Here is a 14,238-nt window from a genome sequence, read left to right on the forward strand (position 1 = left end):
GCTGAAAGGCCTCCAGGGTGTGGAAATGGACGGTTTCGCTCTGCCCCCCACTCAGGTGCAGATGAACGGCATAGCGGCGGGGGAGGGCAGACATGGGGTCTTGGCGGTCAGCGGATTAGCGGGCAGGGTCTTGGAGGGCAACCGTCCGGAGTTGTCCTCAGGATGGCCCAGGCTCCCTGGGTTGGGATAGGTGAGTGGCTGCAGCGCAACATCGCCGGCCACATAGAGAGGATGGCGGGGCTGGCCGGCGGCGGTGAGACCCAGGGCCCAGAGGTCCCGGCCCTGCAACAAGGCCAGCACCGCCCGATCCCGCCCCCGCCAGGCGCCCTGGTTGCCCCAGCCCAGCCACAGCGTCGCCTGGGGATGGGCCACCAGGCGTTGCTGCAGCCAGACATCGGCCTCGGCGCCCACCGGATCGGCGGCGCGGCGCAGCACGGGCGGCGATGGGCTGATGCGCGCAAACAAATTGAGCACCTCGAGGCTGCCGAAGCCCCAGCGGCGGCCAAAGCCCACCAGCCGCCGCAGGGTGGGGTCGTCGCGCTGGCCATCGGCCCGCGAAGGATTGAGGCCGATGAACAGCAGTCGTGGCGCCGCCGGCTGCCACACCCGCTCCAGCCACCAGCGGTAGTGACCGCAGGGGCTGAAGGCGGCGGTACCGCTGACGATGGCCACCTGCACCATCGCCCTAGCATGAAGCGATGCCCAGCCTGGCCGCCATACGCGAGCAGCGCCACAGCGCCCGCCTAACGGCGTTGCGCGTAGGTGCCGCAGAGGTCGCCGCCAGCCAGCCGGGCGGCGAGGTGTGGCTGTTTGGCTCGATGGCGCGGGGCAACTGGGATGGCTGCTCAGACGTTGACCTGCTGGCCATCGCCCCCAGCCAGCAGCAGGCTGATGCCCTGGCCGATGCTCTTCTGGACGCCCGCCTCGGAGACGACGTGCTGGCGCTGAGCCAGGAGCGCTGGCAGCAGCTGAAAGGGGGCGACGATCCCTACTGGCGAGCCATCGGCCGCGACGCCCTGCGCCTGGATCAGCCGTGACTCCCCGGGTTGAGGCCTGGATCCGCCAGGCGAACAACGATCTGGAAGCGGCGGGCCTAACGGCCGGCCAGGGGTTCCATGCCCAGGCCTGCTACCTGGCGGGTCAGGCCGCCGAAAAAGCCCTCAAGGCCTTGCTGCTGGCGGCCGGGATCACTCCGCCATACAGCCACTCCCTCGAGAAACTGGTGGAGCTGCTGCAACAGCAGGGCCTGGATCTCCCAGCCCTAGCTGAGCTGCGTCTCAAGGCGCTTACGCGCATGAATAGCGCCAGCCGCTACCCCCAAGGAGATGAGGCACCGGCTGATCTCTTCGATGCCAACGACAGCACCACTGCCCTGGGCACCGCGGAGGCCGTGGTGCGGATCGCCATGGCCCAACTGCAAGCCTGAGCTCTGGCAGGCTGACCCGACCCATCACCCCTTGCAGCAACGTGGCCCCTGGCACCAAGCCCCTGCTGCTGCTGATCGACGGCCACTCCCTGGCCTTCCGCAGTTTCTACGCCTTTGCCAAGGGGGGCGACGGGGGGCTGAGCACCAAGGCGGGGGTGCCCACCAGCGTCACCTACGGCTTCTTAAAGGCCCTGCTCGACAACTGCAAGGGGCTCAAACCCAATGGCCTGGTGGTGGCCTTCGACACGGCCGAGCCCACCTTCCGCCACGAGGCAGATGCGGCCTATAAGGCCCACCGGGATGTGGCGCCGGAGCACTTCTTCGCCGACCTGGCCAACCTGCAGCAGATCCTGGCCGAGAGCCTCGACATCCCCCTGGCGATGGCGCCGGGGTTCGAGGCCGATGACGTGCTCGGCACCCTGGCCAACCGGGCGGCGGCAGAAGGCTGGCGAGTGCGGATCCTCTCGGGCGACCGCGACCTGTTCCAGCTGGTCGACGACGAGCGCGACATCGCCGTGCTCTACATGGGCGGCGGCCCCTACGCCAAAAACAGCGGGCCGCTGGAGATCCGCCGCGACGGCGTGATCGCCAAGCTCGGCGTGACGCCAGACGAGGTCGTTGACCTCAAGGCGCTCACGGGCGACAGCTCAGACAACATCCCCGGCGTTAAGGGGGTGGGGCCCAAAACCGCCATCAATTTGTTGAAGGAGTTTGAGCATGTCGATGGCATCTATGCCGCCCTCGACCAGCTGGCGGCCGCGGGAGCCAAGGCCACCCAGGGCAGCCTCAAGGGTGCCCTGATCGAGAAGTTGCGCGCCGACCGTGAAAGTGCCTATCGCTCGCGGATGCTGGCCGAGATCCTGATCGACATCCCCCTACCGAGCGAGCCACGGCTGGAGCTGGGGGCAGTCAAGGCTGAGTCCTTGGCCAGCAGCCTGGAGGAGCTGGAGCTGTACAGCCTGGTGAAACAGGTGCCCAACTTCGCCCAGCTGTTCTCGGCCGTGCCGCCGGAGCCCAGGGAGGAATCCAGCCCCGCGGGCGGCAAGGCCGTCACAGCCGCCATTAACGCGGTTTCAGCTGGTGAAACAGAAAGTTCAACAGCTGGTGCAACAGCTGCCGATCAGCCGAACAGCCAGAAGCTGCCCCAGCTCCAGCCCCAGCTGATCACCAGTGCCGAGGCCCTGGCCGCCCTGGTGCAGCGCCTCAACGGCTGCACAGACCCGGGCCGCCCCGTAGCCCTAGACACCGAAACCACCAGCCTCAACCCCTTCCAGGCCGAACTGGTGGGGGTGGGCGTGGCCTGGGGAGATGGCCCGGCGGAGCTCGCTTACATCCCTATCGGCCACCATCTTCCCGAGCAGCAGAGCGAGCAGCAGAGCGAAGCCAGCGGGGACATCCAGGAGCTTCTGAAGATCCCTTCTGGAACCTCAACCGAAAGCGCTCCGGGAGGTTGTACAGATGTACAACCTCCTCAACAGGTTCAGCAACTATCCCTAGCTGCGGTGCTCACCGCCCTGGCCCCCTGGCTGGCCAGCGCCGCCCACCCAAAGGCGCTGCAGAACGCCAAATACGACCGGCTGATCCTGATGCGCCACGGCCTGCCCCTGGGCGGGGTGGTGATGGACACCCTGCTCGCCGATTACCTGCGCGATGCCGGCGACAAACACGGCCTTGAGGCGATGGCCGAGCGCAACTTCGGCTTCAGCCCCACCAGCTATGGAGAGCTGGTGCCCAAGGGCGCCAATTTTTCAGCGGTGTCGATCGAGGCCGCGGCCCAATACTGCGGCATGGATGTGCACCTCACCTGGCGCCTGGCCCTGCTGCTGCGCCAGGAGCTGATCGCCATGGGCGCGGCCCTGCCCCAACTGCTCGACCAGCTGGAGTTGCCGCTGGAGCCGGTGCTGGCCCAGATGGAGGCCACCGGCATCCGCATCGACACCGCCTACCTGGGCGAGCTGAGCACCGAGCTCAAGGCCGCTTTGGAGCGCCTCGATGGCGAGGCGAAGGCGGCCGCTGGCTGCGACTTCAACCTGGCTTCTCCTAAGCAGCTGGGGGAGCTGCTGTTTGACACCCTCGGGCTCGATCGCAAGAAATCCCGCAAGACCAAGACCGGCTGGAGCACCGATGCGGTGGTGCTCGAAAAGCTCGAAGATGCCCACCCGGTGGTGGCCCTGGTGCTGGAGCACCGCACCCTCAGCAAGCTCAAGAGCACCTACGTGGATGCCCTGCCGGCCCTGATGGAGCCGGAGACGGGCCGAGTGCACACCGATTTCAACCAGGCCGTCACCGCCACCGGGCGCCTGAGCAGCAGCAACCCCAACCTGCAAAACATCCCGATCCGCACTGAGTTTTCGCGGCGGATCCGCAAGGCCTTCCTGCCCCAGGAGGGTTGGAGCCTGATCAGCGCCGACTACTCCCAGATCGAGCTACGCATCTTGGCCCACCTCTGCGGCGAAGCGGTGCTGGTGGAGGCCTACCGCAGCGGCGACGACGTGCATGCCCTCACCGCCCGGCTGCTGCTCGAGAAGGACACCGTGACACCGGATGAGCGCCGCCTGGGCAAGACGATCAACTTCGGCGTGATCTACGGCATGGGCGCCCAGCGTTTCGCCCGGGAAACGGGCGTGAGCCAGGCCGACGCCAAGGAGTTTCTGAGCAAATACAAGCAGCGCTACCCGAAGGTGTTCGCCTTTCTGGAGCTGCAGGAGCGGCTGGCGTTGAGCCGGGGCTATGTGGAAACGATCCTGGGCCGGAGGCGACCCTTCCACTTTGACCCCAACGGCCTGGGCCGCCTGCGCGGCAAGGATCCCCTCGAGATCGAGCTGGAGGTGGCCCGCCGCGGCGGCATGGAAGCCCAGCAACTGCGGGCCGCAGCCAACGCGCCGATCCAGGGCTCCAGCGCCGACATCATCAAGCTGGCCATGGTGCAACTGCAGCGGGAGCTGGAGACGGCCGCCCTGCCCGCCCGACTGCTGCTGCAGGTGCACGACGAACTGGTGCTGGAAGCAGCGCCTGAGGCGCTGGAGACAGTGCTGACCCTGACGCGTCAAACCATGGAGAACGCCATGGCCCTGTCAGTGCCGCTGGTGGTGGAAACGGGCGTGGGGCCCAACTGGATGGACGCGAAATGACCCGCCCCGGCGTAGATCTTTTATCTAATCAGCCGTTGCATTGAACCGGAAACCCGCCGGGGGTCATGGGGCTGGCCATGAAGCGATTACACGTCACCAACCGCTTCATCTAATGAAGCGATTAGGCTGGGCTAATGGCTTCATCTTGGATCTGGCAGCAGCCGGACTGGCCCCAGTTCCGCTGGAAAGGCTCCGCTCTGGAGCCGCTGCTGGAGCAGGCCTGCGCTGCGCGCCAGCAGCTGCTTAACCGGCTGGAGACGCTGGAGCCCCCGCTCGATCGCGAGGCGATCTCTGCATTGCTGGGCCGCGAGAGCCTGGGCACGTCCGCCATCGAAGGCGAGTTGCTCGATCCCGGCCAGGTGCGCTCCTCAATCGCCCGCCGGCTGCAGCTTCCCCTGGCCGAGGGGCAGCCAGCCGCCAGCGCCCAGGTGGAGGGCCTGCTGGATGTGTTGCTGGAGGCGACCAGCACCTTGGATGCGCCCCTAACCCTGACGACCCTGAACCACTGGCAGCGGCGCCTGTTCGCCGCTGGCCCCGCTGGCCTGCGTGCCATACGGATCGGGGAGCTGCGCGATGGGACGCCGATGCAGGTGCTCTCCGGTGCCATCGGCCGTGAGCGCCTCCACTTTGAAGCGCCGCCCCGCGACCAGCTGGAGGAGCAGCTGGAGGCCTTCCTGGATTGGGTCGCATCCCCGCCTGCGCAGCTGGACGGGCTCTTGCGGGCGGGCCTTGGCCACCTCTGGTTTCTCACCCTCCACCCCTATGAAGACGGCAACGGCCGTCTGGCCAGGGCGATCACCGATCGGCTACTCGCCCAGGACTGCAGGGCCCAGTCCCAACAGGAGTTGTCTGGCCGCGCCCTAGGCATTTCCGCCCAGATATTGCGGGAGCGGGAGGGGTATTACGCGGCGCTGGAGTGCTGCCAGCGGGGCGATCTGGATGTCACGGGCTGGCTGAGCTGGTTCCTGGAGCAGCTCACGGCAGCGGCGGCCACCAATGGCGCCGTGATCGATGCGGTGCGGCGCAAGGCGGCCTTCTGGTGGAGCCACCGGCACAGCGGATTCAACAGCCGCCAGCAGAAACTGCTCAATCGATTGCTGGATGCCGAACCGGAGGGTTTCACGGGCGGCCTGAGCCTGCGCAAGGCCATCAGCCTCACCAAGGTGAGCCGTGCCACGGCCTGGCGCGATCTGGCCGAGCTGGTGGAGCAACGGGCGATCGAGCCGATCGGCGAAGGCCGCAGCCGCGCCTATCGCATCCATTGGCCAGGCGGGCCGGTGCCTGGGGATGGCGTCTAAGCGGGGAGCAGTTACCGAGTGCGAAAGCTCAGGGGCTGGAAGGCCCGGATCCGGCTTGGGGCGGGCTCCTGTCCGAACAGCCGCCATCGCCAGTGCGGTCATCCCACCAACACCGGATGGTCGATCTCCCGAGCTGCGTAATCCAGTGCAGCGCTGAGGTCCTCCGGCTCCAAATCCGGATAGTCGGCAAGGATCTGCTCGCTGCTCAACCCCGCGGCATAGAGCTCGAGGACATCCCGCACGCGAATGCGCATACCGCGGATGCAGGGCTTACCGCCGCACTGCTCAAGGTTGTGGGTGATGCGGGATGGCGCCATGGGCTCAGGCTAAGCGGCTTCTTTGGCCGCTGATCACTCCACAAACCGACCGTCCTGAGGCGGCCCGACACTCCTATGGACTGTCAAGCCCCGCCTCACCTCCGTGATCGGCTTGTAGTTGCCCGGAACTGGAGGGATCTGATCGAGGTCAAGGCCGTCGTTCTCGTCGCGCCGTACAAACGGCTAGACCGCTACGCAGGATGCCGAACATCTCCTTGGTCTGAATCAAGGACACAGGCGTGAAAGAACAGCAGCCGCGCGCCCCTTCTGCCTATCCCCTGCCCCAGCCCTTCAGCCCCGCCCAATCCTTGAGTCAGTTTTGCCGGCCCCCCCCGCCAGGCGGCATCGGGAGGTACCGAACCGCTGGGATTGCTACGGTCAGCTTGATCAGGCGAGCAGGGACTCTGGCCGCTGCCCTGATTCCTGGATCCCCCCAGCCTGAGCTCTGCAGATCGTCGATGTCCTTACCCCCTGAACCGGGTGAAGCTGAGCTCCAGCAACGGTTGGAACAACTGAGCGGAGAACAGGGGGCAGTGGTGGGCGTGGCCCTGGGCGTGCTGATCGGCCGCTTCAGCGCCCGACGCCCCGATGCTTGATTCCAGCAAACCTCACCACTCCCCCACCGTGAACCCACTGTGACCCTGCGGCTCACTAACACCCTCAGCCGCCGCATCGAGCCCTTCGAGCCCCTGGTGCCCGGCCAGGTGAGCATCTACTGCTGTGGGGTGACGGTCTACGACCTCTGCCACCTGGGCCATGCCCGCAGCTATATCGCCTGGGATGTGCTGCGCCGGTATCTGCTCTGGAGCGGCTATGCCGTCACTTTTGTGCAGAACTACACCGACATCGACGACAAGATCCTGAACCGCGCCGCCGAGGAGGGCAGCTCGATGGAGATCGTGAGTGAGCGCAACATCGAGGCCTTTGTGGCCGACATGGCCCGGCTAAACATTCTGCCGCCCGACCGCATGCCCCGGGCCACCCAAAGCCTTGATGCCATTCGCACCTTGATCACCGAACTGGAAGCCAAGGGGGCGGCCTACAGCGCCGATGGCGATGTGTATTTTGCCGTGATGAAACATGCCGGCTACGGCAAGTTGAGCGGCCGCGATCTAGCTGAGCAACAGGACAATGCAGCCGGCCGAGTGGCCACGGAGGAAGAGGCCCGCAAGCAGCACCCCTTCGACTTTGCCCTCTGGAAGGGCACCAAAGCGGGCGAGCCCAGCTGGGAATCCCCCTGGGGCCCCGGCCGGCCCGGCTGGCACATCGAATGCTCCGCCATGGTGCGCGAGGAGCTGGGCGACACGATCGACATCCACCTAGGTGGCGCCGACCTGATCTTTCCCCACCACGAAAACGAGATCGCCCAGTCGGAGGCGGCCACCGGCCACCAGCTGGCTCGCTACTGGCTGCACAACGGCATGGTCAATGTGGGCGGCCAGAAGATGTCCAAATCCCTGGGCAACTTCACCACCATCCGTGCCCTGCTGGATTCGGGCGTCTCGCCGATGACCCTGCGCCTGTTCACCCTCCAGGCCCACTACCGCAAGCCGCTCGACTTCAGCGCCCCAGCCCTCGAGGCCGCCGCCACCGGCTGGAAGGGGCTCAACGCCGCCCTCGGGCTGGCTGCCAGCGCCAAAGCCACACCGGCCAGCGATGCCGCCGACCTGCCCAGCGATCTGGCTGAAGCCCGCCAGCGCTTCGCCGCCGCCATGGACGACGACCTCAACACCTCAGCTGCCCTGGCCGTGCTGTTCGAGCTGGCCAAACCCCTGCGAGCCCTGGCCAACCGCATCGAGCGCGGTGATGGGGCCGCCGCCGCCTCAGCCGCCTCCCCTGCCCTGGCGGCCCAGGGCCAGCTGCTGCTTGAGTTGGCGGGGGTGCTGGGCCTCCAGCATGAGCGGGCAGCCGAGGGCCCGGCCGCCCGCCCGGGATCGGGATCGGGATCAGCGAGCCCCAGCGACGCCGAGATCGACGCCCAGATCACAGCCCGCCAAGCCGCCAAGGCCGCCCGCAACTTCACAGAAGCCGATCGGATCCGCGACGGCCTCAAAACCCAGGGGATCGAGCTGATCGACCGGCCCGGCGGCGTCACTGAGTGGATTCGGAGCTAAGTGGATTTGAGCTAAGTGAATTGGGCTGGCCTGATCGGCACAAACAACTCAGCTTCCAGGCGGACGCTGTTGGCCCTGCATCATTCGCTCGATCTTACGAAGCCGCTGCAGGGTGGTGGTCCACACCTCCTTCTGAAAACCGGGCGGACAGTTCTCCACCAGCGCCTCCAGGTCTTCCTTGCGCTCGAAGGCCTCCCACAGCTGCCGCTCCAGCCGGGCCCGCTCAATGAAGTTCCAGCGCTGCAGAAAGGCGTTCAAAGGCCAAGGGCGGGGGCAGCTCGAGCCTAATCAGCCCGCCCCGCGGCCGATCAGGTCGAAGCTCGACATGGCCAGGCCGAGGCCAGCGATAGGTCTCAGCCGCCCATTTCAGCCACACCCACCCGCTGCTGCAACCACTCCAGGCCCACCACCAACAGCACCCCAATCGCCCCCAGCAGCAGGGCCACCAGCAGGGCCGAAGCACTGGGCGGCGCTGCCAGGGCATCGCGCAGCACGATCAGCTTGCCCTTGGCGTTGGTGCTGCTCTCAAGCACGGTGCGAAACGGCCAGATCTTCCAGAGCGAGCCGGCCATCACCCCCACCAACAGGGCCACGGTCTGGCCGTGCCAGCGGGCCAGCAGCCAGCGCAGCACCCGCACAAAGGCGATCAGCCCGGTGGCACAGCCCAGGGCGAAGGGCAGCAGCACAACCAGGTCGAGGCCCTTGACCGCCTCCATCACGTGCTGGTATTGGCCCAGCACCAGCAGCAGGAAGGAGCCGGAAATCCCAGGCAGGATCATCGCCATGATCGCCACCGCACCGCTCCAGAAGAGGGTGAAAGGGTCGTGGGGCATGGTCACCGGCACCCGGGTCACAAACACCAGGGCCCCGGCCGCCCCCAGAGCCATCGCCACCAGGCCGCTGGCACCCCAGTGGGCATGGCGGGCAATCAGCACGATCGAGCCCACGATCAAGCCGAAGAAGAAAGCAAATAGAAACACCGGGTGCTGGACGTATAGCCAGGTGATCGGTCGCACCAGCAGCAGCACCGAGCCGAATATCCCCGCCAGCAGGGGCAGCAGGAAACCCAGATGCACCCGTGCCGCCGCCGCCCCCCACCGCCCCGCAGCGAGCAGTTTGAGCAGCTCCAGATCGAAGCCCGCAATGGCCTCCAGCAGGGTGGAGTAGATGCCGAGGATGAAGGCCATCGAACCGCCGCTGACGCCCGGCACCACGTCGGCAGCCCCCATGGCCAGGCCACAGAGCAGCACATAACCACGTGGCAACGGGGCTTGTGGAGGAGGAGCTGCGGTCATCGGGAAGGAGCGGTGGGAGACTGATGCGCCGAAACCTTAAGGGCCCCCCACCGTGAAAGCCATCGCCGTGCTGGGTTCCACCGGTTCAATCGGCACCCAGACCCTGGAGCTGGCCGAAGAGTTTCCCGATCGCTTCAAGGTGGTGGCCCTCACCGCCGGCAACAACCTCGACCTGCTGGTCGACCAGATCCGCCGCCACGCCCCGGAGGTGGTGGCCCTGGCCAACGGCGATCGCGTTGGCGAATTGCGCGAGCGCCTCCAGGCCCTTGAGCCTGCCGCCAGGCCAGAGCGCCTGCCCGAGCTGCTGGGGGGCAACGAGGGCCTCTGCGCCGCCGCCGCCTGGCCCACGGCCGATCTGGTGGTCACCGGCATCGTCGGCTGCGCCGGCCTGCTGCCCACCCTGGCGGCGGTCAAGGCCGGCAAGGATCTAGCCCTGGCAAACAAGGAAACCCTGATCGCAGCGGGGCCCGTGGTGCTGCCCGAGCTGGCGAAGAGCGGCTCGCGCCTGCTGCCTGCCGATTCCGAGCACTCCGCCATCTTCCAGTGCCTGCAGGGCACCCCCTGGGCCGACACGGCCCGCCTCTCCACCGGCGTACCCACTCCAGGCCTGCGCCGCATCCAGCTCACCGCCAGCGGCGGCGCCTTCCGCGACTGGGCCCCCGAAGACCTCCACAAGGCCACCGTGGCCGACGCCACCAGCCATCCCAATTGGACGATGGGCCGCAAGATCACCGTCGATTCGGCCTCCCTGATGAACAAGGGGCTCGAGGTGATCGAGGCCCACTACCTGTTTGGCCTCGACTACGACCACATCGAGATCGTCGTGCACCCCCAGTCGATCATCCACTCGATGGTGGAGCTGGCCGATTCCTCGGTGCTGGCCCAGCTGGGCTGGCCAGACATGAAGCTGCCGATTCTCTATTGCCTCAGCTGGCCCGAACGGCTGGAAACCCCCTGGCGTCGCCTAAATCTCACCGAGGTGGGCTCGCTCAGCTTCCGCGCCCCGGATCCAGCCCGCTACCCCTGCATGGAGCTGGCCTACGCGGTGGGGCGCGCCGGCGGCACCATGCCGGCGGTGATGAACGCCGCCAACGAGCAGGCCGTGGCCCTCTTCCTCGACGAGCAGGTGCATTTCCTCGATATCCCCAGGCTGATCGACGGGGTGTGTGATCGCCACCGGGCCGACCTGACGGCCAACCCCTCCCTCGACGACGTACTGGCCATCGACGCCTGGGCCCGGCAGGCGGTGCATGAAGCTGCAGCCCGGCTGAACGCCAAGACCCCCGCGGCGCTGCCGGTCTGATGCCCGTCTCCCACCACCTGCTGCTCTGCGCCACCCCCAGCAAGGCGCTCTGCTGCCCGGACCCCGCCATCGGCGCCGCCAGCTGGGCCGCCCTCAAGCGCCTGGTTCGAGAACTGGGCCTGGAGGATCCGGCCCGCCCCCGCGGCATCGTGCTGCGCACCAAGGCCGATTGCCTGCGGGTCTGCGCCGAAGGCCCCGTGCTGCTGATCTGGCCCGAAGGCGTTGTGTACGGCGGCGTCACGCCAGAGCGGATCGAGCGCATCGTGCGCGAGCACGTGATCGGCGGCCGGATCGTTGGGGAATGGGTAGTGCAGCGCTATCAACTACAAGTCCAGCCAACGGCTTGAAAAGGGCTGGTCCGTACTTTTCAGAGGAAGCCAGCCGGGAGCTCTCGGCACCGCCTTGCCAGCCACTCGGCAACGTGGCAATCAGCCCAGCTGCCGTCGGGCGGATCAGCCGCGCCATGGAAGCCGTTGTGGCCGCCCCAGCCCGGCAGCAAAATCTCCCTATCTCTCAGCTGCTGGCCCGCCAGTGCCACGAGCGAACCGGCGGGAACCAAGGGATCATCCAGGGCATGGATAAACAAAAGGGGCGGCAGGGAGGCACCTGAGCGAAGCCTCTCCAGGGGAGAGGCCTCCCTGTAGTAGTGGTCCACGTTCGCGTAGCCCCAGCCGGGTGCGGTGATCAGGGCATCAAAGTCTCGAATCGTGGCGATCCGAGCGATCCTGCCCAGGCTGGCTGGTGCGATCGTCTGGGGATCGGCCAGAGCCAGGCGGACCAGGCCCCGCACCATATGCCACTGGTAAAGAGCGTTGCGGGGGCGGGCGATCTGACGCGCGCAAGCACCCAGATCCAGGGGGCTGCTGACGCAGGCAAGTCCATCCAGGCCGCCCGGGTGCTCCAACAGGCCGTTGAGCAGAACGGTGCCCCCCAAGGAGAGCCCCACCCCGAGCAAGGGCCGGCCCCGGGCCCGTTCCCTCACAGCCGCCAGAACAGGAATCAGATCTCGGTTGCAGGAAGCCGCATAGGTACCCGAGGCCAGGGAGCGCCCCTCGCCAGCACCCCGCAAATTCAAACGCCAAACAGCGAACCCTTTGAGAACAAGTAAACGGGCCAGTCGCCGCACGCCAGGGCGATCACTGCTGCCGCCAAGGCCATGCACCAATAGCACCCAGCCGCAGGGATCCTGCTGCTGGGGCAGATCCAGCTTGAGCAGCAGGGAACCCCCATCTGGGGCCCTGATCAAAAGGCGCTGAGCCGTATCGGCAGGCCAGCGGGGAACCATCAAGGTGTCCCGCAGGGTCTGCAGATCCCCACCGATCCAGGGCAAGCGCTGTCGGCAGCCAAACACAAGATCAGCCATTGACCTCAAGGCACAGGCCTGCTAAATTAAAAAATATTTACAATAGATAGCCTTAGTGAAGATCTCGTCGATTTCCATATCGGGCCCTGTATCAATTTCGGCCTCTGTATCAATCTCGATCATTTGCACAGCCGCTTTCCACTCTCCCCTTGCGGCCCAAACCCTCAGACCAGCAGCCAGCTTGCCTGATAGCTCGAATCGGCATGCAAAGCCCTTCAAGCATGACATTTCTTCCAGCCTGACCAGCCAAGATTCAATCCCAGCGCCCACTTGGGAATTGGGCCAACCCGCCAATACCCAGCCTGGCTCAACCTGGCAAAAAGCTTCCCCTCTACCTACAAATTCATCGCCAGATTGGCAGCCAGCGCCAACTGCTGAACAGCCAACGACTGAACAGCCAGCTGCTGAACAGCCATCCGCTCAGCCAACACCCGCTGTTCAGCTAGGCGATCAGCCAGGAAATCAGCCAAAGCACTCCGTCCAAACTTCCCTTGCACCCTGGATTGTGGGACTGGGGGGCGGCGTACGCATCGGTGTCGGCAATGACGAACCGACCGATGGAATGGTCTATGGCCGCATTGGCAGAGAAATTGGCAAAGATGCGGCAATTTCATTGCGCCCTACTTACATTTTCGGAAACGTTGGCTCTGATGGCTCCTCAAACAACCAAGGCGCCTTCCAAATGCCCCTGACACTTGATATCTATCCAAATAGCCCAGTTAGCCCCTATGCGGGCGTTGGCGTGGCAACCAATACCGACAGCACCGGCAATACTGATGCCATGATCACGGCGGGCTTGGACATCAATCTTGTCAAACACCTGAGCCTGAGCCTGGGCTTAAATTATATATTCGAAGGCTCCGATCAAGACAACAAAGACCTCGAGGCCTTTACCGTTCTCTACTATAGGTTTTAGGAACCGACATATTGCCCCTTACTTCTTGCCGATCCCCATGCTGCGCAGCTCCGTGAGCAGGCCGTTGAGCACGGCCTTGGCATCGCCAAAGACCATCGCCGTCTGAGGTAATTCAAACAGGGCGTTCTTGATGCCGGCATAACCGGCGCCCAGGCTGCGCTTCACCACGAACACCTGGCGGGCCTGGTCAACCTCAAGCACGGGCATGCCATAGAGGGGACTGGAGGAATCGGTCTTGGCATCGGGATTGACCACGTCGTTGGCACCCAGCACGATCACCACGTCTGTACGGGGAAATTCGGGATTAATAGTATCCATCTCCAGCAACTGCTCGTAGGGCACGTCGGCCTCAGCCAGCAACACATTCATGTGGCCAGGCATGCGACCTGCCACCGGGTGGATGGCATATGAAACCTCCACCCCATGGAGCTCGAGCAACTTGGAGAGTTCGCGCAGGGCGTGCTGGGCCTGGGCCACGGCCAGGCCGTAGCCAGGCACAAACACCACCCTTTCAGCCGCTTCCAGGGCCAGAGCACATTCCTCGGCGCTGCAACTGGTGATGCGGGTGTAGCCGGCCTCATCACCGCCCCCACCAACGGGAGCTACGCCGCCAAGGGCCCCGCCAAACAACACGCTTACTAATGAGCGGTTCATGCCCGTACACATCACCTGGGTGAGGATCAGGCCGGCGGCCCCAACCATCGCCCCAGCGACGATCAACAACTGGCTGCCCACCACAAAACCGGCGGCGGCTGCAGCCACACCCGAGTAGCTGTTGAGCAGGGAAATCACCACCGGCATGTCGGCACCACCGATCGGCAGGGTGACACCAATGCCCAGCAGGGAGGAGGCCAGCAACAGCACCCAAAGAGGGGCGCCAGCCATGGCTCCGGGCAAGGTGATTGCACCTGCCAGGCAGGCAACTGCCAGGGAGATGTTGACGGCATGGCGCAGGGAGTTCTGGGTCCACGCCGGGGTACTGATCCAACCCTGCAGCTTGCCCATGGCCACGATTGAGCCGCTAAAGGTGATCGCCCCCACAAACACCGAGATCACAATCGAGATCTGCTCCACC

Annotated in this window: 16 protein-coding genes; 9 read left to right on the forward strand and 7 right to left on the reverse strand. The window is 65.6% G+C overall.

Annotation, left to right across the window (positions count from 1 at the left end; all coding sequences use genetic code 11):
* Positions 1-51: 51 nt before the first annotated feature.
* The gene (locus KBZ15_RS07115; RefSeq protein ID WP_255014509.1) at positions 52-681 is read right to left on the reverse strand and encodes a DUF1643 domain-containing protein; all 630 of its coding nucleotides are present in this window, start codon (positions 679-681) and stop codon (positions 52-54) included.
* A 17-nt stretch (positions 682-698) separates the two neighbouring features.
* Between KBZ15_RS07115 and KBZ15_RS07120 the strand changes: the two genes are divergently transcribed.
* The 4 genes from KBZ15_RS07120 (at position 699) to KBZ15_RS07135 (ending at position 5,855) form a co-directional block, all read left to right on the forward strand.
* Positions 699-1,037 (forward strand): nucleotidyltransferase domain-containing protein, encoded by a 339-nt coding sequence (locus tag KBZ15_RS07120; protein ID WP_255014510.1) that lies wholly within the window; start codon positions 699-701, stop codon positions 1,035-1,037.
* Complete coding sequence (locus tag KBZ15_RS07125; protein WP_255014512.1) at positions 1,034-1,426, forward strand: HEPN domain-containing protein; 393 nt, start codon at positions 1,034-1,036, stop codon at positions 1,424-1,426. Before KBZ15_RS07120 ends, KBZ15_RS07125 begins: the two co-directional genes overlap by 4 nt.
* A 41-nt stretch (positions 1,427-1,467) precedes the next feature.
* Positions 1,468-4,557, forward strand: a complete 3,090-nt coding sequence (gene polA / locus KBZ15_RS07130) for a DNA polymerase I (RefSeq protein ID WP_255014513.1) — start codon at positions 1,468-1,470, stop codon at positions 4,555-4,557.
* Between the two features lie 134 nt (positions 4,558-4,691).
* Positions 4,692-5,855 (forward strand): Fic family protein, encoded by a 1,164-nt coding sequence (locus tag KBZ15_RS07135; RefSeq protein ID WP_255014514.1) that lies wholly within the window; start codon positions 4,692-4,694, stop codon positions 5,853-5,855.
* A 98-nt stretch (positions 5,856-5,953) separates the two neighbouring features.
* Here KBZ15_RS07135 and KBZ15_RS07140 read toward each other — a convergent pair whose 3' ends face one another.
* Positions 5,954-6,172 carry a DUF433 domain-containing protein gene (locus KBZ15_RS07140; RefSeq protein WP_255014516.1) on the reverse strand — a complete coding sequence of 73 codons (219 nt, stop codon included), beginning with the start codon at positions 6,170-6,172 and terminating at the stop codon, positions 5,954-5,956.
* Positions 6,173-6,630: 458 nt separating this feature from the next.
* Here KBZ15_RS07140 and KBZ15_RS07145 point away from each other — a divergent pair, with 458 nt between their 5' ends.
* Together KBZ15_RS07145 and cysS are read left to right on the forward strand one after the other, a co-directional pair.
* Positions 6,631-6,768, forward strand: coding sequence for a hypothetical protein (locus KBZ15_RS07145; RefSeq protein WP_255014518.1), 138 nt, complete (start codon positions 6,631-6,633; stop codon positions 6,766-6,768).
* 39 nt (positions 6,769-6,807) lie between these two features.
* A complete protein-coding gene (gene cysS, locus KBZ15_RS07150) occupies positions 6,808-8,286 on the forward strand; it encodes a cysteine--tRNA ligase (RefSeq protein WP_255014519.1) in 1,479 nt (492 codons plus the stop codon).
* A 48-nt stretch (positions 8,287-8,334) separates the two neighbouring features.
* On the opposite strand, the gene KBZ15_RS07155 is transcribed toward cysS, so the two are convergent.
* Positions 8,335-8,544 carry a hypothetical protein gene (locus KBZ15_RS07155; RefSeq protein ID WP_197151097.1) on the reverse strand — a complete coding sequence of 70 codons (210 nt, stop codon included), beginning with the start codon at positions 8,542-8,544 and terminating at the stop codon, positions 8,335-8,337.
* 95 nt (positions 8,545-8,639) lie between these two features.
* Positions 8,640-9,581, reverse strand: a complete 942-nt coding sequence (locus tag KBZ15_RS07160; RefSeq protein ID WP_255014521.1) for a DUF368 domain-containing protein — start codon at positions 9,579-9,581, stop codon at positions 8,640-8,642.
* Positions 9,582-9,633: 52 nt separating this feature from the next.
* Here KBZ15_RS07160 and KBZ15_RS07165 point away from each other — a divergent pair, with 52 nt between their 5' ends.
* On the forward strand, positions 9,634-10,884 hold the full coding sequence (locus KBZ15_RS07165) for a 1-deoxy-D-xylulose-5-phosphate reductoisomerase (RefSeq protein ID WP_255014523.1): 1,251 nt from the start codon (positions 9,634-9,636) through the stop codon (positions 10,882-10,884).
* Complete coding sequence (locus tag KBZ15_RS07170; protein WP_255014525.1) at positions 10,884-11,231, forward strand: ferredoxin; 348 nt, start codon at positions 10,884-10,886, stop codon at positions 11,229-11,231. Before KBZ15_RS07165 ends, KBZ15_RS07170 begins: the two co-directional genes overlap by 1 nt.
* Before the next feature lie 20 nt (positions 11,232-11,251).
* Here KBZ15_RS07170 and KBZ15_RS07175 read toward each other — a convergent pair whose 3' ends face one another.
* Positions 11,252-12,247 carry a YheT family hydrolase gene (locus tag KBZ15_RS07175; RefSeq protein ID WP_255014526.1) on the reverse strand — a complete coding sequence of 332 codons (996 nt, stop codon included), beginning with the start codon at positions 12,245-12,247 and terminating at the stop codon, positions 11,252-11,254.
* Between the two features lie 21 nt (positions 12,248-12,268).
* Positions 12,269-12,517, reverse strand: coding sequence for a hypothetical protein (locus KBZ15_RS07180; RefSeq protein ID WP_255014528.1), 249 nt, complete (start codon positions 12,515-12,517; stop codon positions 12,269-12,271).
* Between the two features lie 7 nt (positions 12,518-12,524).
* On the opposite strand from KBZ15_RS07180, the gene KBZ15_RS07185 reads away from it, so the two are divergent.
* Positions 12,525-13,163 carry a hypothetical protein gene (locus KBZ15_RS07185; protein WP_255014530.1) on the forward strand — a complete coding sequence of 213 codons (639 nt, stop codon included), beginning with the start codon at positions 12,525-12,527 and terminating at the stop codon, positions 13,161-13,163.
* An 18-nt stretch (positions 13,164-13,181) separates the two neighbouring features.
* On the opposite strand, the gene KBZ15_RS07190 is transcribed toward KBZ15_RS07185, so the two are convergent.
* Positions 13,182-14,238 (reverse strand): NAD(P)(+) transhydrogenase (Re/Si-specific) subunit beta (locus KBZ15_RS07190; protein ID WP_255014532.1); only part of this gene is annotated, 1,057 nt, incomplete at its 5' end.

Source organism: Cyanobium sp. BA20m-p-22, from assembly GCF_024346275.1.
Classification (GTDB): Bacteria; Cyanobacteriota; Cyanobacteriia; order PCC-6307; family Cyanobiaceae; genus Cyanobium_A.